The organism is Streptomyces sp. NPDC019396 (genome assembly GCF_040632375.1).
GTDB lineage: Bacteria > Actinomycetota > Actinomycetes > Streptomycetales > Streptomycetaceae > Streptomyces.
This window is the reverse complement of the sequence record NZ_JBEYBS010000033.1, coordinates 1-19,031: the sequence shown is the minus strand read 5'-3', so window position 1 is coordinate 19,031 and position 19,031 is coordinate 1. Positions and strand designations below refer to the sequence as shown.

Annotated in this window: 19 protein-coding genes, 1 other RNA gene and 2 pseudogenes; 13 read left to right on the top strand and 9 right to left on the bottom strand. The window is 69.9% G+C overall.

Features of this window, described 5'->3' with window-relative positions; translation table 11 throughout:
• Positions 1-93 precede the first annotated feature (93 nt).
• From ABZ532_RS28060 to ABZ532_RS28050, 3 genes are all read left to right on the top strand, one after another.
• Entirely contained in the window at positions 94-462 is a 369-nt protein-coding gene (locus ABZ532_RS28060) for a hypothetical protein (protein ID WP_361289607.1), read from the top strand.
• A gap of 14 nt (positions 463-476) precedes the next feature.
• Positions 477-2,834, top strand: coding sequence for a hypothetical protein (locus ABZ532_RS28055; protein WP_361289604.1), 2,358 nt, complete (start codon positions 477-479; stop codon positions 2,832-2,834).
• Between the two features lie 108 nt (positions 2,835-2,942).
• The gene (locus ABZ532_RS28050) at positions 2,943-3,605 is read left to right on the top strand and encodes a hypothetical protein (protein ID WP_361289601.1); all 663 of its coding nucleotides are present in this window, start codon (positions 2,943-2,945) and stop codon (positions 3,603-3,605) included.
• 371 nt (positions 3,606-3,976) lie between these two features.
• On the opposite strand, the gene ABZ532_RS28045 is transcribed toward ABZ532_RS28050, so the two are convergent.
• Positions 3,977-5,200, bottom strand: a complete 1,224-nt coding sequence (locus tag ABZ532_RS28045) for a hypothetical protein (protein ID WP_361289598.1) — start codon at positions 5,198-5,200, stop codon at positions 3,977-3,979.
• Between the two features lie 202 nt (positions 5,201-5,402).
• On the opposite strand from ABZ532_RS28045, the gene ABZ532_RS28040 reads away from it, so the two are divergent.
• Genes ABZ532_RS28040 through ABZ532_RS28030 form a run of 3 tightly spaced genes read left to right on the top strand, consistent with a single transcriptional unit; the run spans position 5,403 to position 8,274 of the window.
• Complete coding sequence (locus ABZ532_RS28040; RefSeq protein WP_361289595.1) at positions 5,403-6,227, top strand: Nif3-like dinuclear metal center hexameric protein; 825 nt, start codon at positions 5,403-5,405, stop codon at positions 6,225-6,227.
• Positions 6,224-6,967 (top strand): C4-type zinc ribbon domain-containing protein, encoded by a 744-nt coding sequence (locus ABZ532_RS28035; protein WP_361289697.1) that lies wholly within the window; start codon positions 6,224-6,226, stop codon positions 6,965-6,967. Before ABZ532_RS28040 ends, ABZ532_RS28035 begins: the two co-directional genes overlap by 4 nt.
• A 14-nt stretch (positions 6,968-6,981) precedes the next feature.
• On the top strand, positions 6,982-8,274 hold the full coding sequence (locus ABZ532_RS28030; protein WP_361289694.1) for a bifunctional RNase H/acid phosphatase: 1,293 nt from the start codon (positions 6,982-6,984) through the stop codon (positions 8,272-8,274).
• 150 nt (positions 8,275-8,424) lie between these two features.
• On the opposite strand, the gene yaaA is transcribed toward ABZ532_RS28030, so the two are convergent.
• The 3 genes from yaaA to ABZ532_RS28015 form a co-directional block, all read right to left on the bottom strand.
• Positions 8,425-9,225 carry a peroxide stress protein YaaA gene (gene yaaA / locus ABZ532_RS28025; protein ID WP_361289591.1) on the bottom strand — a complete coding sequence of 267 codons (801 nt, stop codon included), beginning with the start codon at positions 9,223-9,225 and terminating at the stop codon, positions 8,425-8,427.
• Between the two features lie 81 nt (positions 9,226-9,306).
• Positions 9,307-10,101 carry a hypothetical protein gene (locus ABZ532_RS28020; protein WP_361289588.1) on the bottom strand — a complete coding sequence of 265 codons (795 nt, stop codon included), beginning with the start codon at positions 10,099-10,101 and terminating at the stop codon, positions 9,307-9,309.
• The gene (locus tag ABZ532_RS28015) at positions 10,098-10,868 is read right to left on the bottom strand and encodes a MerR family transcriptional regulator (protein ID WP_361289585.1); all 771 of its coding nucleotides are present in this window, start codon (positions 10,866-10,868) and stop codon (positions 10,098-10,100) included. Before ABZ532_RS28015 ends, ABZ532_RS28020 begins: the two co-directional genes overlap by 4 nt.
• A gap of 127 nt (positions 10,869-10,995) precedes the next feature.
• On the opposite strand from ABZ532_RS28015, the gene rnpB reads away from it, so the two are divergent.
• Positions 10,996-11,398: RNase P RNA component class A (rnpB, locus tag ABZ532_RS28010), an RNA gene on the top strand.
• A gap of 358 nt (positions 11,399-11,756) precedes the next feature.
• Here the strand turns inward: rnpB and ABZ532_RS28005 are convergent.
• A pseudogene (locus ABZ532_RS28005) lies at positions 11,757-12,014 on the bottom strand (DUF2625 family protein); the annotation flags it as partial.
• Between the two features lie 203 nt (positions 12,015-12,217).
• Positions 12,218-12,742 carry a DUF5994 family protein gene (locus ABZ532_RS28000; RefSeq protein ID WP_361289583.1) on the bottom strand — a complete coding sequence of 175 codons (525 nt, stop codon included), beginning with the start codon at positions 12,740-12,742 and terminating at the stop codon, positions 12,218-12,220.
• Positions 12,743-13,037: 295 nt separating this feature from the next.
• On the opposite strand from ABZ532_RS28000, the gene ABZ532_RS27995 reads away from it, so the two are divergent.
• The 4 genes from ABZ532_RS27995 to ABZ532_RS27980 all read left to right on the top strand — a co-directional run bounded on the left by ABZ532_RS27995 (position 13,038) and on the right by ABZ532_RS27980 (position 14,360).
• On the top strand, positions 13,038-13,607 hold the full coding sequence (locus tag ABZ532_RS27995; RefSeq protein ID WP_361289580.1) for a DUF5994 family protein: 570 nt from the start codon (positions 13,038-13,040) through the stop codon (positions 13,605-13,607).
• Positions 13,608-13,611: 4 nt separating this feature from the next.
• Positions 13,612-13,842 (top strand): hypothetical protein, encoded by a 231-nt coding sequence (locus tag ABZ532_RS27990; RefSeq protein WP_361289577.1) that lies wholly within the window; start codon positions 13,612-13,614, stop codon positions 13,840-13,842.
• An 86-nt stretch (positions 13,843-13,928) separates the two neighbouring features.
• Positions 13,929-14,189 (top strand): hypothetical protein, encoded by a 261-nt coding sequence (locus ABZ532_RS27985; protein ID WP_361289574.1) that lies wholly within the window; start codon positions 13,929-13,931, stop codon positions 14,187-14,189.
• A 42-nt stretch (positions 14,190-14,231) separates the two neighbouring features.
• Positions 14,232-14,360, top strand: coding sequence for a hypothetical protein (locus ABZ532_RS27980; RefSeq protein WP_361289571.1), 129 nt, complete (start codon positions 14,232-14,234; stop codon positions 14,358-14,360).
• Between the two features lie 317 nt (positions 14,361-14,677).
• Here the strand turns inward: ABZ532_RS27980 and ABZ532_RS27975 are convergent, their stop codons facing one another.
• The 3 genes from ABZ532_RS27975 to ABZ532_RS27965 form a co-directional block, all read right to left on the bottom strand.
• On the bottom strand, positions 14,678-16,480 hold the full coding sequence (locus ABZ532_RS27975; RefSeq protein ID WP_361289692.1) for a glycoside hydrolase family 15 protein: 1,803 nt from the start codon (positions 16,478-16,480) through the stop codon (positions 14,678-14,680).
• 139 nt (positions 16,481-16,619) lie between these two features.
• Positions 16,620-17,492 carry a PhzF family phenazine biosynthesis isomerase gene (locus ABZ532_RS27970; protein WP_361289568.1) on the bottom strand — a complete coding sequence of 291 codons (873 nt, stop codon included), beginning with the start codon at positions 17,490-17,492 and terminating at the stop codon, positions 16,620-16,622.
• Between the two features lie 143 nt (positions 17,493-17,635).
• Positions 17,636-18,403, bottom strand: coding sequence for an SDR family oxidoreductase (locus ABZ532_RS27965; protein ID WP_361289564.1), 768 nt, complete (start codon positions 18,401-18,403; stop codon positions 17,636-17,638).
• Between the two features lie 133 nt (positions 18,404-18,536).
• Between ABZ532_RS27965 and ABZ532_RS27960 the strand changes: the two genes are divergently transcribed.
• The gene (locus tag ABZ532_RS27960) at positions 18,537-18,734 is read left to right on the top strand and encodes a hypothetical protein (RefSeq protein WP_361289561.1); all 198 of its coding nucleotides are present in this window, start codon (positions 18,537-18,539) and stop codon (positions 18,732-18,734) included.
• A gap of 91 nt (positions 18,735-18,825) precedes the next feature.
• Positions 18,826-19,031 (top strand): annotated as a pseudogene (locus ABZ532_RS27955) (Bcr/CflA family drug resistance efflux transporter); the annotation flags it as partial.

Genomic DNA, 19,031 nt, shown 5'->3' with positions numbered 1-19,031 from the left:
CGGCGACCACGTAGTCACCCGACGACTCTCCGTTATGGTCGGCAGTCGTACTGAGACCGTGATCAAGTCGGCTGTGTGACAACGGGGGGATCTGTGACGTCCGAAGAGGGGTTGACTGCTGCCCGGCCGCAGGCTTCGCGGGACCTGAGCGTGAACCGAGACGACCTGGGCGCGATCGGCCACGATGCCTACGAGCTTTACGGCAGCCTCGGGGTCGACGGCGACCACGCGCGGCCGGCCACCTTCACCGCCGCGATCGCCCTCACGAACGGGCACTTCGCCAGTGGCTCCGGGCTGCTGAAGGTCCATGACCGGTGGGAGAAGCAGCTCCGCACCCTCCGGGACGCCCTGGCACGGATCTCCAACCACCTCGACTACACCAAAGCGACCCACGCCAAGGACGACGCCGAGATCGCCGGTTCCCTCACGCCCGTGTCCAAGCTCAACGACTACCTGAAGTAGGCGGGGGCGGACACGTGCTCACGTTCGACAACATCGTCCACGCGCCGGTGAGCCAGCTCAAGGAAGCGGTCGACGACTGGTCCGAGATGGTCACCAGGCTGAAGAAGCTCGCCGAGGACGCCCGGCGCGGCATGAAGGCCAAAGCCGACAAGGCGGACTGGGAGGGTGTGAACGCGGGCGTCGGCAGGCAGTTCATCGCGAAGTCCGCGAAGGAGTGCGAGGACGCGGTCGCTGAGGCGAGGGGCATCCACCGGCTGCTCGCCGAGGGATACGCGGCGTTCAAGCACGCCAGGGACGAACTCGTCAGCATCCGCGACGACGAGGCTCCACGGGCCGGAGTCCATGTGAACGCGAGTGGCAAGGTGGGCCCGCGCCACTCGCTGGAACACAACGACACGGCACGCCGCGACCCGGACTACGAACGGCTCCTGCACCAAGAGCGCGCGGCGGTCGTGTCATGGCAGAAGCGGATCGACGCCATCGTCGAGACCTGCGACGACATCGACCAGTCGCTGAACCGCGCACTCACGGCGAACCTGGCCGACGGCCAGGACTTCACCGCCCCCAAGTACACCAGCCTGGACATGGAGGAAGCCGCTCGCGCCGCCGCCCTGGCGGCGAAGGGCAAGAGCCTCAGCAACGCCGAGCTGGCCCAGCTCAACGAGCTGCTCAAGGACAACCACGCGTCCAAGGTCTTCACGCGGAACTTCTTCAGCGCTCTGGGCCCGCAGAAGACGCTTGAGTTCTATGGCCAGATGGCGGACAGCGTCTACCCGGACGACGAGGTCGACAAGGCCCGCCTGAGCGGGGTGAAGGCCCTCCAGCAGAACCTCGGCCTCAGCCTTGCGACCGCAAGCCACGACGCCGGTTTCGCCCCGACCTGGAGCGCCGAATTCCGGAAACTCGGCACCGAACAGCTGGTGCTGGAGGACCGAGGCGCGTTCAGCACCCCCAGGACGGCGTACGGATACCAGCTCTTGGGCGGCATCCTCCGCTACGGCAACTACGACCCGAAGTTCCTCAACCCCATCGCCGAGCACGTCGTCCAGCTCCACGCGAAGAACCCTGCCGGGTTCGACACGAACGGCGTCGCGTTCAGCGACACCGGCCCGTACGCCTACAACCCCTCCGGGCTCAACGGCGCGGGCTTCGACCCCGTCGTGAGCGTCCTCGAAGCACTCGGCCACAGCCCGGAGGCGTCAAAGCAGTTCTTCTCCGCCGAACCCACCCTCTACAACGAGGACGGCACCGTCAAAGGCGGCACTCCCGATCTCGGGAAGAACGCGGACGGCGAGGAGATCGGCAACTACCTCGACTACTTCGCCAACGAGGACTACAAGGCGCACCCCGACGTCGAATTCGGGGCATTCCCGAAGGGCGGAGTCGACGACACCGACTACGTGTCCAAGGCCTTCGGCCACGCACTGGAGTCGGCGACGCTGGGGTATCCCTGGGACGCCCCCGACCCCAAGGTCGCCCGCGACGAAACCTCCGTGGGAATCATGGAGGAGGTCGTCTCGCTCTACGGAGAGGACGCCGGCCTGCTGAAGGAGCAGGAGCCCATGGCGGAAAGCCTCGGGCGCATGGGTGCGGGGTATATCAACGACATTAACTGGGGACTGGACGGCGGCGACGAGGACAGTGTCTTCGCCCCCGAGAAGAACCCGGAAGGGCACGCGGAGTTCGAGAAGAACGACGTACGCAAGTTCCTGAGTACCTTGGGGCAGCACCCCGATGCGTACGCGACTCTGTCCATCGCGGAGGGCGTGTACACGGCCAGCGTGCTCGAGTCGACCGTCGACGCCGACGGGTCGATCAGCAAGGCGGACGCACGTCTGGCCGCGAAGGTGGGAGCCGAAGTACAGGGAACGCTGGACCAGTCGCGCACCGATCAGATCGCGGCCGAAGGCGACAAGAAGCTGGAGGACTACCAGAAGTCCCTTGAGAAGCGCAGCGCGTGGATCGAGTTCGGCACGACCGCCGCGATCGCCGCGGGTGTCGCCTTCCTTCCGGCCACGGCCGCTGCCGCTGGAACTGCCGCGATTCTCGTGCCTCTGGCGGTCGACACCGGAACCGGTGTGCTGGAGACGACCGCAGGCAACATCATCACCGACTGGGGCCACAAGTCGGAAGAGGACTTCAAGGACGCGACGGAGAAGGCGACCGGGGAGAAGACGGAAGAGGTCTGGGTAGGCGGTGACCAGACGGCGAAGTCTCCGGTCAAGCATTTCCTGGACCAGCACGAGAGCGTTTTCCCTGAAGGTGATCAGTTCCCCCGAGACCTAGTGGACGATGTTGACCTGGGGTATGGGCTCGGTTGCTTCTGGGAGAACAGGCTGGGCAATGATCCGGAGATCGAGAAGGATAAGTGAGCCGTCGTGGCGATAGGAAGAAGGCCGCTTTACGGGTCCACTGCGTGGGTGCTGTGTCTCTTGGTGGCCGGCTGTGGCGGGTTCAAGGACCCACCTGAAGGGCGTCCCATGGTGACGGCGCGGGAAGCCTGTGACGGTGTGTTCACGGGTGAGGCGGCCACCGGACTGGAGTCGCTGATGGGCGAGAAGCGATTTCAGTCCGTGCCCAAGGGAGGGGTGGCCGGTCTGGCGGAGTCATTGATCGATGACGCCCGCGTCGTCACCGTCGAGGGGACCACCGACAGGGTGGATTTCTGTCATATGACACTCCCGGAGGCGAATCGGTATGCCATTACGCTGGGCATGTACCTGAAGGCGCAGTACGCCGCGTGGCCGCCCCGCGAATCCCCTTCTCCCTCGCCGGCTTCGCCTTCACCGAGCGTGAAACCGACCCGGGAGCAGCGCGAGCCATCCCCATCGCTTTCGGTGGAAAGGTTCCAACTGGGCCGGGAAGAAGCGTGGGTGACTTCACTCGGCAGCCGCGTCACGTTCAAGTGCAGCAGTCCAAGGCTGAGCGGGTCCATGTCCCTGCCGATTCTTGTCACCGGCGAGCTGATGAACAGGCACCCGAGGAACTTTACGGACATCTCCAAGGCCGACAGTGAAGCCACGCTTCTTGTCCTCCATGCCGCGACCCTGGCCGTCGCCAAGGAACTTCGCTGCAAGGACAACGGCGGACTCCCGGAGAAGGCGACACCCTTCAAGCGCCTGCCCCCGCCGCCTGAGTCATGAGCTCATGGTGATGTCCCAGGTGCGTACGCGCACAGCAGTAAGGGCCGTCACCGCCGGTGGTCTCCCACCGCCGTGATGGCCCCCTGCCTCCCCGCTTACGCCGAACCGCCGCCACCCGAAGGACGGCGGTGGCGGCCGTGTGCCGGAGTCGCCGAGCTCTCCGATGGCGCGGCACCCCCTCGGTGCTTTCCGGCGCCGCCGCCTGCTTCGGCCTGGTCCGCGGCCGGCCCCTGCGGTCGCGCCTGGGTCGGGTCGGTTCGGGCTTCAGACATGTGGGAATTCACCCCGTCGTTCATCGCTGGTGTCCTGTCGCGGGGAACCTCACCGTCCGCGTCCGGACGGTGCGGGCGCGTAGCCCCTGGCTAAAAAGTCTAACCAGGGGTCAGACGCCCTACGAGGGCCGCCTGCTGAAGCGGTACGGGTTTGCAGGCGACGGCGTGCGCACCGGTGCCGCCGCCTGCGTAGCCTGCCCCACCTGCGGGTTCAGCATGCGTCGACGGGACGGGGACCGCGGGCGCGAGGGGTCGGTCCGGGAGCTCGGGCATCGGTACCGAGGTCACCGCGCAGGGCGTCTGGGCCGTCGTGCAGGGAAGGCGCAGCTCGCCCTGCCGGGTCCATGTCCCGGCTCCCGGCAACCAGCCATCCGGGGAGCCGAGTTGGACCATTCGCCGCGCCGCGGGCCGCCAGATCCCCAGCCAGCTGCCCGCCGCCGCGTCGATCCGCAGGGCCACGGTGCAGTTCTCCGGGCTGAGGACCTGGCCGGGCTGGATGGCGAACGGGGTCACCGCCGCGTCCGCCAGCCGCAGGCACTCGGGGAACCGCACCGGCTGGCGGCTGCCGAGTACGCCCCAGCCCAGGCGGTCGTGGCCCGCCGCGTCCGAACGGATCAGGAGGAGGCCGCTCTCCGGGTCCGCGAGCAGCAGCCGGTCGTTGCTGTCCTCGGTGATCTGGAGCAGCGGGTTCACCTCACCGCCGCGCTCCAGGTCCACCGTCACCGCCTTGGTGACCCCGCCCAGCTCCCGGTCGAGCGCCAGTATCCGGCCTCCGCGGTCCAGCCACACCCCACCCGAGCAGCGGCCCGGCACCTCGGCGACCCGCACGGCGCCGAACGCGCCGCCCGCCACCCGCCATACCGCCGTCGTCCGCTCGCCCGGAGCCAGGGCGTACAGGCAGTTGCCGTCGGGAGACGGCGGGACCAGGGCCATCGCGGGCGCATCCACCACTCCGAGGAGCAGCTCTCCCGTGCCCGGTCCTGTGGGGTACAGCAGCGAGAACGCCTGCCGTCCGGCGATCCGCCGGCGGATCAGCACGCGCCCGTCGGCCATCGGCGCCACCTCGGAGTCGGGCTCCTCGGGCTGCCCGAGGGGAAGCGCGACGATGTAGGGCTCGGGTCCGTCGAGCGTCCACCGCTCCGCGTACCGCGCCTCTCCCGTCCCCGCGAGTCGCGCCGCGTAGCAGCCGTCCGCGCTGAGCGTGAACCGGGTCTCCGGGAGCCGCAGGACTTCCCGTACGGCTTCGTCGTCCTCGAAACCGTCCTCGAAGCCGCCCCCGGGGCTGTCCCCGGATACGGCCTCCTCGATGGCACACGCTGTCATCGGTTCGTCACCTCCACGGCACCGAACGCTAGATTTCGGACTTCCTGCCGAACAATGCGTGAGAGCTGTCTTCACACATACGTGTGGCCATGTTTCCGTTCGCCTGAGCGTGGCGGGACGTTTGTGCTGCGCGTGCTTTCCGCGGTCGCGCAGCAGGCAGGCACAGGACCGCCGGCCTCGGGGGGCGGGTAGCCTTGCCTCCGTGCCCCGTCTGTCTGAAGTCATCGCCGCGCTCGACGCCCTCTGGCCCCCTGAGCGGGCCGAACACTGGGACGCCGTCGGCACGGTCTGCGGAGAGCCCGACGCCGATGTGACCCGCGTGCTCTTCGCCGTCGACCCGGTCCAGGAGATCGCCGACGAGGCGATCGCCCTCGGCGCGGACCTGATCGTCACCCATCACCCGCTCTACCTGCGCGGTACGACGACGGTCGCCGCATCCCACTTCAAGGGCAGGGTCGTGCACAGCCTCATCAAGCACGACATCGCCCTGCATGTCGCGCATACCAACGCCGACACCGCCGACCCCGGGGTCTCCGACGCCCTCGCCGGCGCGCTCGACCTCCGGGTCACCGGACCGCTCGACCCCGAGACCGGGCTCGGCCGTGTCTGCGAACTCGACCACCCGGAAACCCTGCGGGAGTTCGCCGCGCGCGCCGCCAAGCGGCTGCCCGCCACCGCGCAGGGCATCCGGGTCGCCGGAGACCCCAATGCGACCGTGCGCCGGGTCGCCGTCAGCGGTGGTTCGGGCGACAGCCTGTTCGACCTCGTGCGGGCGTCGGGCGTGGACGCGTACCTCACCGCAGACCTGCGCCACCACCCGGCCTCCGAGGCCACACAGCAGTCAGCGCAGTCACACCTCGGCCTGATCGACGCCGCCCACTGGGCCACCGAATGGCCCTGGTGCGAGCAGGCCGCCGCACAGCTCGACGAGATCTCCGACCGCCACGGCTGGGACCTGCGGGTCCACGTCTCGAAGACGGTCACCGACCCCTGGTCCTCCCACCACACCTCTGGAGCCCCCAACTGAACGCCGCGCCCGCCGACCAGATCCGACTCCTCGACGTCCAGGCCCTCGACGTACGACTGTCGCAGCTCGCCCACAAGCGGAAGTCGCTGCCCGAGCACGCCGAGCTGGAGTCGCTGAACAAGGACCTCTCGCAGCTGCGCGACCTGCTCGTCGCCGCGCAGACGGAGGAGAGCGACTGCGCCCGGGAGCAGACCAAGGCCGAGCAGGACGTCGACCAGGTGCGCCAGCGGTCCGCCCGCGACCAGCAGCGCCTCGACTCGGGCGCGATCACCTCCCCGAAGGACCTGGAGAACCTCCAGAAGGAGATCGCCTCGCTCGCCAAGCGGCAGGGCGACCTCGAGGACGTCGTCCTCGAGGTCATGGAGCGCCGCGAGTCCGCCCAGGAGCGGGTCACCGAGCTGACCGGCAGGGTCTCGTCCGTGCAGGCGAAGGTGGACGACGCGACGGGCCGCCGGGACGCCGCCTTCGAGCAGATCGACGGCGACACCACGTCCGTCACCAAGGAGCGCGAGGTCGTCGCCGGGACCGTGCCCGCCGACCTGATGAAGCTGTACGAGAAGCTCCGCGGGCAGCAGGGCGGGGTCGGCGCGGCCCGGCTCTTCCAGCGCCGCTGCGAGGGCTGCCACATCGAGCTCAACATCACCGAGCTCAACGAGGTGCGGGCCGCCGCGCCCGACACCGTGGTGCGCTGCGAGAACTGCCGCCGCATCCTCGTCCGTACCCCGGAGTCCGGCCTCTGATGCGCGAGCCTCTGATGCGTGAGCTGATCGTCGAGGCGGACGGCGGCTCCCGGGGCAACCCCGGCCCCGCCGGCTACGGCGCGGTCGTGCTCGACCCGGCGACGGGGCAAGCGCTCGCGGAGCGCGCCGAGTACATCGGTGTCGCGACGAACAACGTCGCGGAGTACCGCGGCCTGATCGCCGGACTCACGGCGGCAAAGGAGCTGGCTCCCGGCGCGTCGGTGCGGGTCCGGATGGACTCCAAGCTGGTCGTGGAGCAGATGTCGGGCCGCTGGAAGATCAAGCACCCCGACATGAAGCCGCTCGCAGCCGAGGCGGCGCGGATCCTCCCGGCAGGGCAGGTCCGCTACGAGTGGATCCCGCGCGAGAAGAACAAGCACGCTGACCGGCTGGCCAATGAGGCGATGGACGCGGGGAAGCAGGGGCGGCGGTGGGAGCCCTCCGCGTCCCGGGCGGCGATGGCCACTGACGTGGGTGCGGCACGGGTCGTCGGTGACGCGGCGGCAGGTGCGGCGAAGGCCAGGGCGGCGCTGTCGGAGGCGAGCGTGGCGGTGGGGCGCGGTGCGGCTGTCGCTGCGCCGGTCTCTTCGGGCGCGTCTGGCGATTCCGTCGCTTCGGTCCGTACGGCGCCGGCCGACGCCGACGAGGACGCCCCGGCCGTCGGCTGGGGCCCCGCGGACCTGGGGCCGCCGGCCACCTTCGTGCTGCTGCGGCACGGTGAGACGCCGCTGACCCCCGAGAAGCGCTTCTCGGGCAGTGGGGGAACCGACCCCGAGCTGTCCGAGGCCGGACTGCGCCAGGCCGAGGCTGCGGCGACGGCGTTCGCCGCGCGCGGCAGGATCCAGCACATCGTGTCGTCCCCGATGCGGCGCTGCCGTCAGACGGCCGCGGCCGTGGGCGCCCGCCTCGGACTCGAGGTCCGCGTGGACGAGGGCCTGCGCGAGGCGGACTTCGGCGCCTGGGAGGGACTGACCTTCGCGGAGGTCCGCGAGCAGTTCCCGTCCGACCTCGACGCCTGGCTCGCCTCCCCGAAGGCGGCTCCCACGGGCGGCGGCGAGAGCTTCGCCACGGTCGGCCGCCGTGTCGCCGCGACGAGGGACCGGCTGGTGGCGGAGTACCAGGGTCGTACGGTCCTGCTCGTCACGCATGTGACCCCGATCAAGCAGCTCGTCCGCCTGGCGCTGGGGGCGCCTCCGGAGGCGCTGTTCCGGATGGAGCTGGACGCGGCGTCGTTGTCGGCGGTGTCGTATTACGCGGACGGGAACGCGTCGGTGCGGCTCCTGAACGAGACCTCGCACTTGCGCTGAAGCCGCCGGCGGGGTGCGGGGCGGACGTCCGCTGTGCCCGCACCCTTTGGGCCTGCTCGCGCCCCGGGGTTCGGGGTGCACGGGGTGCCGCACTCCGCTGCGGCACCCGGAGTGCCCACCCTCGAACGCCGGGCGTCCCCGCGAAGGCCTTCAGTGGATCTCGGTCACGATCACGTCGAGCTCCCAGGCCTTGCCTGCCTTCTCCGGGGCCTTCGCCTCCACCGAGTAGCCGAGGTCCCGCAGCGCCTCCACCAGCCCGGCGGGGTCCTTCGGCGCCGTACCGGTCTCCAGCAGGCTGCGTACGATGCGGCCCTTCGTCGCCTTGTTGAAGTGGGAGACGACGGACCGTTTCTCGACTCCGTCCACCACCTGGGAGTGCAGCACCCGCACCGTCGCCGTGCGCCCGGCGAGCTCGCCCTTGGGGCGCCAGGCCGAGGCATACGCCGATGACCGCAGGTCCAGGACCAGTCCGTCGCCGGCGGCTTCGGGCAGCACCGAGGCCAGCGGGGTCCGCCAGTGCGCTCCCAGCGCCCCGAGGCCCGGCAGCTTCACGCCCATCGAGCAGCGGTACGAGGGGATGCGGTCGTCCACACGGACCGCGCCCCACAGCCCGGAGAAGACCAGCAGCGACTTGCGGGCCCTGCGGCGCCCGGCGGGGTCGAGGGTGGCGAGGCCGAGGGCGTCGTACAGCACGCCTGTGTAGATCTCCCCTGCCGGACGTGCCCCGGCCGTCTCCAGCAGGGTGTTCTTCGCGATCTCCCCGCGCAGCCCCTCGCTGAGGCCGAGTACGTCCCGGGCCTTGGCCTCGTCTGCCCGGCACAGCTCCACCAGCTCGGCGAGCACCGCCGCCCGCGCCCCGGCCAGTCCGGGCAGCGACAGGGACTCCGGCTTCAGCGGCGCCCCACGGCCGGAAGCGGCCTTGCCCTCCGACGGTGGCAACAGCACGAGCACGGTGGTTCTCCTCGGGTACGTACGCGACGGCGGGGGTGCGGGGTGCGGCCCCCGGGCCAGGGTAGTCGTGCCTCGTACCGCTCACGCCGGGGTGCGGGCCCGCGCGAGGGCCCTGAGCAGCGCGCGGGCGTCGTCGGCGTGGCAGCGCACCGTGCGGACCTCGCGTTCCCGCCCCAGCAGCCCGACGGCCGTGACGGGTTCGGACAGCTCCAGAGTGAGGGAGGTCTGCGAGCCGACGGCGAGGTTGAGCACGCCATCCTCTGTCTTGTCGTGGGAGAAGAGCAGCTCGTACGAGACGGTGGTGATGCTCTCCAGCGGGATGCGCACGTCGACATGGGCGGCTCGGCGCAGCCGCAGGGTGTCCGCGCCGAGCACATGCGGACGGGTGGCCGACGCGGCGTGCAGCCCGAGCACGAAGGCGACGGTGTAGACGTCGAGCACCAGCATGATCTCGTGGACGACGGGCACGTCGGCGAGCAGATACGACATCCCGACGGTCTCGACCACGCAGACGAACGCGAAGCCGAGGAGCAGGGCGGCCCCGTCACGGGCATGGCCGAACGCCCGGTCGCCGGGGCCCACCCCGTCCCGCCGCCGCGCCGTCCACAGCACGAGGCTCCACATCAGCCGCAGCTCATGCCCGATGAGCCGCAGCACGGCGCGGGGGACCAGCTCAGCGAGGGCCTGGCGGGAGGTGCGGCCCTGGCAGCGCAGCCGCAGGAAGACGGCGGCTTCGGCCAGGAGCAGCAGGAGTACGGCCACCTCGGCCGCGACCAGCACCGGCACGGGCAGCCGCACTCCGGCCAACAGGCAGACCGCGAGCACGAGTTCGCCGGGTATCACCGTGTAGGCGACGCCCCTGAGCAGCGGCCTCACCGGACCCGTGCCAGGACCAGGTGCAGTCCACGGCGCACGGCCGCGGCCTGGGCAGCGGAGAAGTCGGCGTACAGCGCGTCCATGAACCCGCCCTCGGGGACGTGGGTCATCCCCGCCGCCACCTCGTCGGGCATGATGGCCGCCAGCGCCTGTGCCGCCCGCTCCACGCCAGGGTCGTCCGGTGCGGCGGCGGCGAGCGCGTCGAGCAGCGCGTACACCTCGTACACACGCTCCACCGCCTCCGGCCCCTCGGTCAGCCGCCGCATCGCCCCGACCAGCTGCTCGCGCCCGTCGCCCGGGGTGACGGTGTCAAGCAGGGCGAGGATCTGCCGGTCCTTGGCTGCCATCGCGGACGCGGGCCGCCCGGCCATGGCCTCGTCCACGTTCTCGAACAGCGCCGACAGCTCCGGCGAAAGCGGCCCCTCGGCCGTCACCCGCCCGCCCCGCGCCTGCTCAAGCAGGATCCCGAGCCGCTGCCGCCGCTCGCCGAGCTGCTCCTGCTGCCGCGCGAGGTCCTCGTCCAGCTCCTTCAGCACCTCCACCAGCTCCCGCCCCGCGTCGTCCGCGATGACATCCCGCACCTCGTCGAGCCCGAGCCCCAGCTCCGTCAGCCGCCGAATCCGCGCCAGCAGCACGGCGTCGCGCACCGAGTAGTCCCGGTAGCCGTTGGCCTGGCGCACGGGTTCGGGCAGCAGGCCCTGGTGGTGGTAGTGCCGTACCGCCCGGGGGGTGACGCCGACGAGCGCGGCGATCTCTCCGATCCGCATGGCCCCAGTAGAAACCCTGACGCTGCGGCAAGGTCAAGTGAACGCCTCCGGGCGGGACACCGCGGAGTTCCTTCGAGCCGCGGGCCTGGGCATCCGCACCGACCGGTACCATGGTCACCACGGCAGACGAGCCGGGCGGACGGCCGCGTGGGGCCCCTTCGGGGAGCCTCCCGAGGAACGTCCGGGCTCCACAGGGCAGGGTGGTGGCTAACGGCCACCCGGGGTGACCCGCGGGACAGTGCCACAGAAAGCAAACCGCCGGGGACCTCGGTCCCCGGTAAGGGTGAAACGGTGGTGTAAGAGACCACCAGTGTCCAGGGTGACCTGGACAGCTAGGTAAACCCCACCCGGAGCAAGGTCAAGAGGGAGCGCCTTGGCGCTCCTGCGCGGACGATCGAGGGCTGCCCGCCCGAGTCCGCGGGTAGACCGCACGAGGCCGGTGGCAACGCCGGCCCTAGATGGATGGCCGTCTCCCCGGCGACCGCGAGGTCTCCGGGCGACAGAACCCGGCGTACAGCCCGACTCGTCTGCCGCTCCCACCCTGGCAAGGGGGTGGAGGGCCGTACATAGAGCCTCTGAACTGGGCTTTTCCAGGGCAGAGGCTCTCTCTTGGCGGGGCGTGGCGATGTCCCCAGACCCGATTCGCACCGGTCCAAACGGGACCTCGCGGCTACGTACGTAGCCATGAAAGTAGCCATGGATCAGGGGGCCGGAACGGGCCGAGTCAGCAGTCCCGCCTGGGCAAGTGCCCTCTGCGCAGGGGTCTTGGCTTGCTCCGGTTATGACGTTGCGGTGCGAGGCGAGCGTCTTCCGCCTGTACCTCTCCAACAGCCCTGTGGCACGGAAGGGCGCCCCGAGAGCTACCGCCGACTGGACAGAACGACCGATTCACACGTCGCCAAGAAAGCCCGGATCAACTCCGTCGAACTGTCGGCATGAATCCCGGGCGACGCCCAGCAGCTCTCTTATGGGCACGGCGCGACGGCTGATAGCGAAGATGTCCTGGCGCGCGTCGGCAGACCATAACGGCGGGAACACGGAAAGGCCGTGCTTGCGGTTCAGCGCCCGGACCTCCTCCTTCCAGCCGGGCCAGCGCAGATCGGCGTAGAACTCATCGAGTGCCCCGGACATCAGCCACGCCAGCCACGTCGAGTGACCGCCCCCAGAACCTCTTGGGCACGTGCGACAGCTCCGCCACCCTGTCTTGGAGCTTCAGCCACCGGTTACCGGACACGGTGTATCCCAGCGGCATCATCACGCCGATGACCAGCAGAACAGTCCCTCGGCCACCCCTCCGATGATGCCCAGCACGGTCGCCACGATGATGAGGAGAAAGAGGGCCATCTGCATCACCTCGTATCGCGGCGTTCCTGGCCCGTCTGCGGGTCTTCCTTGGCGACCGGGCGGGTCCGGCCGGTGCGGGTGTCGATGAGGATTTGCTCGGCCGTGTTGTCGTCGGCGCTGACGGCCCGGGCCATCGCGGCGCGTGCCGCGTCGGGAGTCGTGTCCGGTGGGACCACCAGCAGGGAGAAGTGGTCTCGATCGCCTCGAGTGATGAGCACGGTGTCGTCACCGACCGGGAAGGAGTCGATGTGCACGACCCGGTCGTCGATGATCAGGCGTGTCGGTAGTTCTTCCCAGGCATTGGAGTCCAGGCCGACGCGCGTGACGGGTCCGAGGTGCTCGGTCAGCGCGGTGATCAGGCTGGGCAGCTCAGTGCCGATGTCGTGGGAACGCGGCCACCATGCACCGTCGAGAACTCCCTGACGGGCACGCGTGGTCTCCAGCCGCAGGAGGGCTGTTCCAGGTTTCACGGCATGGTGAATCGCGTCCGGCAGAAGCTTCGCTTCACGCGGGGGGTCGGCGTCGGACATGGTTTACTCACCCGTCTGTGGGGGTTTGGCATGCGCTCGCTGATCGCTGGGATGACGTCTGGGCGGCTGCCGGTTTCACCGTACTCCGTGAGCCCACGCCCAGGCTCACCTGCGCGCCGAAGATCCCGGGTTCCCATCGAAGCTCGCTGGTCACGTGCGGGTTCACCGGACCGTGCCCGGAGTACAGTGGAGGCACCGGGAGTACTTCGCACACTGGCTCCCACGCCGGTGTCGTTCTCGGGGAGCAACGACACCGGGACGTCTCGAAGACGAGCCCCGGGGACAGGTCCGCGCCATGACCGCGACCATCGACCGTTTGACTTTCAGTGAGCGCGTGACCTCACCACTGGCCCGTCTGTCTTTGACCCCGGCGGGGTCCGCCCCGGGTCTCCTGGACGGCGCCTGGTGGCCTCGCTCTCGCGATCTTTCCCGTGAACTCCCCGCCCTCGTCGACGTGCTGGACGCGTGCTGGGGCCGGATCACGCGTGTCACGGTGAACCCGACCCACTGGTCCGTGATCCCGCGCAAGGTGGCCGTGGCCGGGCGCAAGGTGCACGTGGGATGGTTCGCCGACGGGCAGGACCCGCACAAGCTGATCCTTCTCTCCTACACTGCAGGTCGCTGGGATCTGCTGGTGATCCCGCCGGAGACCGATGCGGCTGCAGCCGCCCGACTGATGGCCGCCGCAGCGACCCCCGGCGGGCTCGCCACCGCCAGCGCTCTGATGGCGAGAGAGGACACCTCACGTGAGGTGCAGGAGTCGCTTGACCGGGAAGAGGAGTGGGAGACCGAAGGCGGGCACGCCTCAGCTGCGGCTGAGAACCCGGACCCGCCCGGACCCGTGAGTTCCGCCCGAGGGATGTGAGGTCATGGAGATCGCCATCACCGTGTCCGTGATCATCGTCATGATCGGCATAGGAGTGCTGCTGATCCACCTGCTCAATGGCCAACACGACGAACGGATCGCGGCATTCCGCTACGGCGACGCCATGCCGGGAATCGGCCGGCGGAGCCGAAAGGGCCGACGGCCGGCAGAGCATGCCGGATCGCCCGGCGCCACTCCTCGGCGCAAGCGACCCGAAGAGGGCGCCGCCGGATGACGCATGGCCCTCTCCTGACCGGGGGCGGTGGGTGCGGCGCGACGGCGCCCGCCCACCGGCACATCGCCCCGACGAACGAGGCCACTATGAAGCCACCGGAACCACCTTCGGGCGGGCGTACCGAGGTACGCATCGTCGCCGCGTCTCCCGAGGCCGCCCGTCGGGTCGCAGAGGTACTCCGCCGTTGCTTCGCCGCCACCGAACAGCGCAGCTACCCCGCCGGCAGCGACGGCGGAACCCGCCTCCACCTCACCGTGGACACCACGCACGCGGCAGAGCCGGCGCGGTCCTGGCTGGCAACCAGTCAGTCCTCCGAGCAGGACCGCACACAGACGGACGAAATCTGAGTCAAGGACCCTCGACGGTGCCCGGCACGAGTCGGCGGAATCATGGCACCACTCCACGAGCGGAAGAACTACCGCGAAGCGATCATGAAGACCCTGTACGAGACCACGGAGGGCAATCGCCTCCTCGGCGTCACCCGGGGCGAAGCTGCGCGACGACCTCCGCGTGTCTGAGCAGACCAAGGACCGCATCACCCAGAATCCCTTCTGCCGGAAAGGCGGCACAGGCATAGCATGGTGAGTGGGCCGGTGCACTCTCACGTGCAGCCGACCCGGAAGGGCGGCCCCGGTGTGTACACACCGGGGCCGTTGCGCACTGTCGGCGCGACGGCAGGGAACGAGCGAGCCCTCCGGCGCGGGACGACTCCGTACGTAGCCATTTAGGTAGCCATGGAAGGGCCGCCTCTGTACGTTTGTGCAGCTCATAGAGCTGCGCTGGCAGTCCCCGGCGTACAGCCCGACTCGTCTGCCGCCTTTTCCGCCGGGCGCGTTCACCCCAGTGCCTTGTCCAGGTTGAACGCCGCGCTGATCAGTGCGAGATGGGTGAACGCCTGCGGGAAGTTGCCGTTCTGCTCGCCCGTGCGGCCGATCTCCTCGGCGTACAGGCCCAGGTGGTTGGCGTACGTCAGCATCTTCTCGAAGGCCAGCCGGGCGTCGTCCAGCCGGCCGGCGCGGGTCAGGGCCTCGACGTACCAGAACGAGCAGATCGAGAAGGTGCCCTCCTCGCCGCGCAGGCCGTCGGGGCTGGCCTGGGGGTCGTAGCGGTAGACCAGGGAGTCGGAGACCAGCTCGTCGCCCAGGGCGTCCAGGGTGGAGAGCCACTTCGGGTCGGTCGGGGAGATGAACTTGCTGAGCGGCATCATCAGGACCGAGGCGTCGAGGACGTCGCCCTCCTGGTGCTGCACGAACGCCTTGCGTTCGGGGGACCAGCCCCGGGCCATGATCTGGCGGTAGATACGGTCGCGCTGGGTGCCCCAGCGGGCCATGTCGGCGGGCAGGCCCCGGTGGCGGGCGATACGCATGGCGCGTTCGATCGCCACCCAGCACATCAGGCGCGAATAGAGGAAGTTCTTGCGTCCGCCACGGGTCTCCCAGACGCCCTCGTCGGGCTGGTCCCAGTGCTCGCAGACCCAGTCGACCAGCTCGCAGACGGTGTCCCAGTGCGCGCTGGAGATGGGTTCGCCCCACTTGTCGTAGAGGTAGATGGAGTCGACGAGCGCCCCGTAGATGTCGAGCTGGAGCTGGTCGACGGCACTGTTGCCGACCCGTACGGGAGCGGAGCACAGATAGCCCTCGAGGTGGGGGACCTCCACCTCGGGGAGTTCCTTGCGGCCGTCGACCCCGTACATGATCTGGAGGGGGCCCGCGGCGGAGCGCGAAACGCAGACGTGGTCGTTGAGGAAGCCCATGAAGGCCCGTGCCTCGTCCGTGAAGCCCAGTCGCAGCATCGCGTACACGCAGAAGGCGGCGTCGCGGATCCAGACGTAGCGGTAGTCCCAGTTGCGCTCGCCGCCGATCTGCTCCGGCAGGCTGGTGGTCGGCGCGGCCACGATGGCGCCTGTCGGGGCGTAGGTGAGCAGCTTGAGGGTCAGGGCCGAGCGGTGGACCATCTCGCGCCAGCGTCCGCGGTAGCGGGACTTCGAAAGCCACTGCCGCCAGTAGCGGACCGTGGCATCGAACAACTGCTCGGCCTCGGCCACGGCGCAGCCCCGGGGCTCGACCGCGCCGCCGACCCTGTCGAGGGCGAAGACGGCTGTCTCGCCCTCGCTCAGTTTGAACAACGACCACACATCCCGGCCGTCGGTCTCCACCGGCACGCTGGCCGTGAGGGCGAGGCTGAAGGCAGGGGACTCGAAGACCGGGCAGCCGCCGTCCGTGCGCACGGTGTGCTGCTGGGCGCCGTAGCCGAAGCGCGGCGCCACGACGGCGCGGAACGGCAGGGTGCCCCGTACACAGACCACCCGGCGGATCAGCCTGTGGCGGTCGGCCTCGACGCCGTCATCGGTGACCGGCATGAAGTCCTGGACCTCGCCGACCCCGTCCTCCGCGAAGAAGCGGGTGATCAGCACATTGGTGTCGGGGAAGTAGAACTGCTTGGTCCTGGCCGGTACGTCCGGCGCGAGCTCGAAACTGCCGCCCCGCTCGGCGTCGAGGATGGATGCGAAGACACTCGGCGCGTCGAAGCGGCTGCAGCAGTACCAGTCGATGGTGCCGTTGGTGCCCACCAGGGCGGCGCTGCGCAGGTCGCCGATCAGGCCGTGCTCGGAGATCGGCAGATAGCGGGGGGACTCCATGCGGGCCGGGGCACCTTTGCGTGCTTCAGTCACGGGTCCTCCTCCGTCTGGCGGCATACACCCCCGAACCCCCGCATTTCATACTAGGCCGGGCGGCGGTACACGGCCCGGGCCAGCCCCGGCCGCCCGGCCGGGAGGGTCAGCCGATGCGCGCTCCCGTGCCCCCGACACGGATCCGGGGTTCCCCCGGACGCAGCGTCACGGTGAGCACGCCGGGGCGGCCCAGGTCTTCGCCCTGGTGGAGGGTGAGCACGGCGTCCTCGGTGACCAGGCCCAGCTCACGGGCATACGCACCGAACGCGGCCGCCGCCGCGCCCGTCGCCGGGTCCTCGACCACGCCGCCGACCGGGAAGGGGTCGCGGACATGGAACACGGTGCCGGACTCCCGCCACACGAGCTGCAACGTGGTCAGGTCCAGGCGCTGCATCAGGGCGGTGAGGCGGTCGAAGTCGTAGTCGAGGTCAGCGAGCCGGGCGCGGCTCGCGGCGGCGATGACCAGGTGCCGGGCACCGGCATAGGCGATACGCGGGGGCAGGGCCGGGTCGAGGTCGGCGGTCGGCCAGTCGAGCGCCGCCAGCGCCTCGGCCAGATCGGCGTCGGTGACGTCCTCCACCCGCGGCTCGACGCTGGTGAGCGTGGCCAGCAGCGCGCCGTCCTCCTCGGTCACCGTCACCGGGACGGTCCCGGACCTGGTCGCGAACACCACCTCGCCCGGACCGGTCCGCTCTGCCAGCGCGATGGCGGTGGCCACGGTGGCGTGCCCGCAGAACGGCACCTCGGCCCTGGGGCTGAAATAGCGGATCGTGTAAGCCCGTCCTCCCTCCCCGGCGAGCTCCGCGGGCGGCGGGGTCAGAAACGCGGACTCCGAGTAACCGAGCTCGGCGGCGATCCGCAGCATCCCGGCGTCGTCGAGGCCGGTGGCGTCCAGCACCACGCCCGCGGGGTTGCCGCCCTCGGGGTCGTTGGAGAACGCGGTGTAGCGAAGTACGGCTTGGTCATGCGTCGTTGTCATGTGGGGGGAACCTCACGTGATCAACGGATGTTCCCGGATCGCCGTGCCGGACTCACGGGCCCGGGACCCACAGGCCGGCCTCCCGGATGACGCACCGGATGCGCACGAGGAACCGGAGGTCTGGAGGACCCGGGGAGCAGCCCTCAGCCGCGTCCGACGTACGGCATGTTCGTCGCCAGGACCGTCGCGAACTGCACATTCGCCTCCAGTGGCAGCTCCGCCATGTGCAGCACGGTCCGTGCCACGTCGGCCACGTCCATCACCGGCTCGACCGCGGTACGACCGTCCGCCTGGAGGATCCCGGTCCGCATGCCTTCGGTCATGTCGGTCGCCGCGTTGCCGATGTCGATCTGACCGCAGGCGATCCGGTACGGGCGCCCGTCCAGGGAAAGGGACTTCGTCAGGCCCGTGATCGCGTGCTTGGTCGCCGTGTACGCGGTCGACAGGGGCCGTGGCACATGGGCGGAGATGGATCCGTTGTTGATGATCCGGCCGCCCTGCGGGTCCTGCTCCTTCATGGCGCGGAACGCGGCCTGCGCGCACAGGAACGCCCCGTTCAGGTTGGTGTCCACGACCGAACGCCATGCCTCGTAGGGGAGTTCGTCGACCGGCACCCCGTGCGCGCCGAACGTGCCCGCGTTGTTGAAGAGCAGATCCACCCTGCCGAAACTCTCCCTGGCCGCCGTGAACAGGTCGGTGACGGCCTCCGGTGAGGTGACATCGGTCGGCACGCACAGCACGTCCACCGTGTCCGACCGGGACGCGGCCATCGCCGCGGTCTCCTCCAGTGGCTCAGCCCGCCGCCCCGCCAGTGCGACGGACCAGCCCGCAGCCGCGAGGGCGAGCGCGACACCTCGGCCGATACCCGAACCAGCGCCGGTGACCACGGCACTCTTCCGCCTTGCCTCCATGAGCCCGCAGCGTACGGCAGAGGCACGCGACCGGATCTCATCCGACCGACATGTGGATGTGGTGTACCCGACAACCCTGGGTCAGCGCCCCTCGCTCCAGTGCGACGGACAACAGCCGTCTCGGGAGGGGTCGATGACCCCCGAACACCAGCATTCGGCGGAAACCCGCGCCGCCGCCCACCACTTCCACCGCCACCTGGGCCGCCGCCGCTTCCTCACCGTCACCGCCGCCGCCAGTGCGCTCGCCTTCGCCGTCAACCTGCCCGCCACACGGACTTCGTCACCGAGGCGGGCGATCCCGGAGTCAAGCCCGCCTGAGCACTCGGCCTGACTGGTTCATATCCGGGTGGTTCGTATCTTCGTTTGAGCTGAGAACATGGGGGGCGACTTCCCACCACGGACAAGCCGGACAGGAGCTGTCGATGTCGGAGAGTGAGAGCGGTGCCGTCGCCGCGCGGCGTGCGGGCTTCCTCGTCACCCTTGTGCTCGGCGGGCTCACCGCGCTTCCACCGCTCTCCATGGATATGTACCTTCCGGCGCTGCCTCAGGTGACGGGGGCGTTGGACGCGTCGGCGGCGACGGTTCAGCTCACGTTGACGGCTTGCCTGGCCGGGATGGCGCTGGGGCA

Bases quoted from the DNA above. Each gene is read 5' to 3' on its own strand.
- ABZ532_RS28045 (WP_361289598.1), bottom strand. From the start codon at position 5,200: ATGACAGCGTGTGCCATCGAGGAGGCCGTATCCGGGGACAGCCCCGGG.
- ABZ532_RS27990 (WP_361289577.1), top strand. From the start codon at position 13,612: ATGGAGATCGCCATCACCGTGTCCGTGATCATCGTCATGATCGGCATA.
- ABZ532_RS27975 (WP_361289692.1), bottom strand. From the start codon at position 16,480: ATGGAGTCCCCCCGCTATCTGCCGATCTCCGAGCACGGCCTGATCGGC.
- ABZ532_RS27985 (WP_361289574.1), top strand. From the start codon at position 13,929: ATGAAGCCACCGGAACCACCTTCGGGCGGGCGTACCGAGGTACGCATC.
- ABZ532_RS28030 (WP_361289694.1), top strand. From the start codon at position 6,982: ATGCGTGAGCTGATCGTCGAGGCGGACGGCGGCTCCCGGGGCAACCCC.
- ABZ532_RS28050 (WP_361289601.1), top strand. From the start codon at position 2,943: ATGGTGACGGCGCGGGAAGCCTGTGACGGTGTGTTCACGGGTGAGGCG.
- ABZ532_RS28015 (WP_361289585.1), bottom strand. From the start codon at position 10,868: ATGCGGATCGGAGAGATCGCCGCGCTCGTCGGCGTCACCCCCCGGGCG.
- ABZ532_RS27995 (WP_361289580.1), top strand. From the start codon at position 13,038: ATGACCGCGACCATCGACCGTTTGACTTTCAGTGAGCGCGTGACCTCA.
- ABZ532_RS28000 (WP_361289583.1), bottom strand. From the start codon at position 12,742: ATGTCCGACGCCGACCCCCCGCGTGAAGCGAAGCTTCTGCCGGACGCG.
- ABZ532_RS27970 (WP_361289568.1), bottom strand. From the start codon at position 17,492: ATGACAACGACGCATGACCAAGCCGTACTTCGCTACACCGCGTTCTCC.
- ABZ532_RS27965 (WP_361289564.1), bottom strand. From the start codon at position 18,403: ATGGAGGCAAGGCGGAAGAGTGCCGTGGTCACCGGCGCTGGTTCGGGT.
- ABZ532_RS27980 (WP_361289571.1), top strand. From the start codon at position 14,232: ATGGCACCACTCCACGAGCGGAAGAACTACCGCGAAGCGATCATGAAG.
- ABZ532_RS27960 (WP_361289561.1), top strand. From the start codon at position 18,537: ATGACCCCCGAACACCAGCATTCGGCGGAAACCCGCGCCGCCGCCCAC.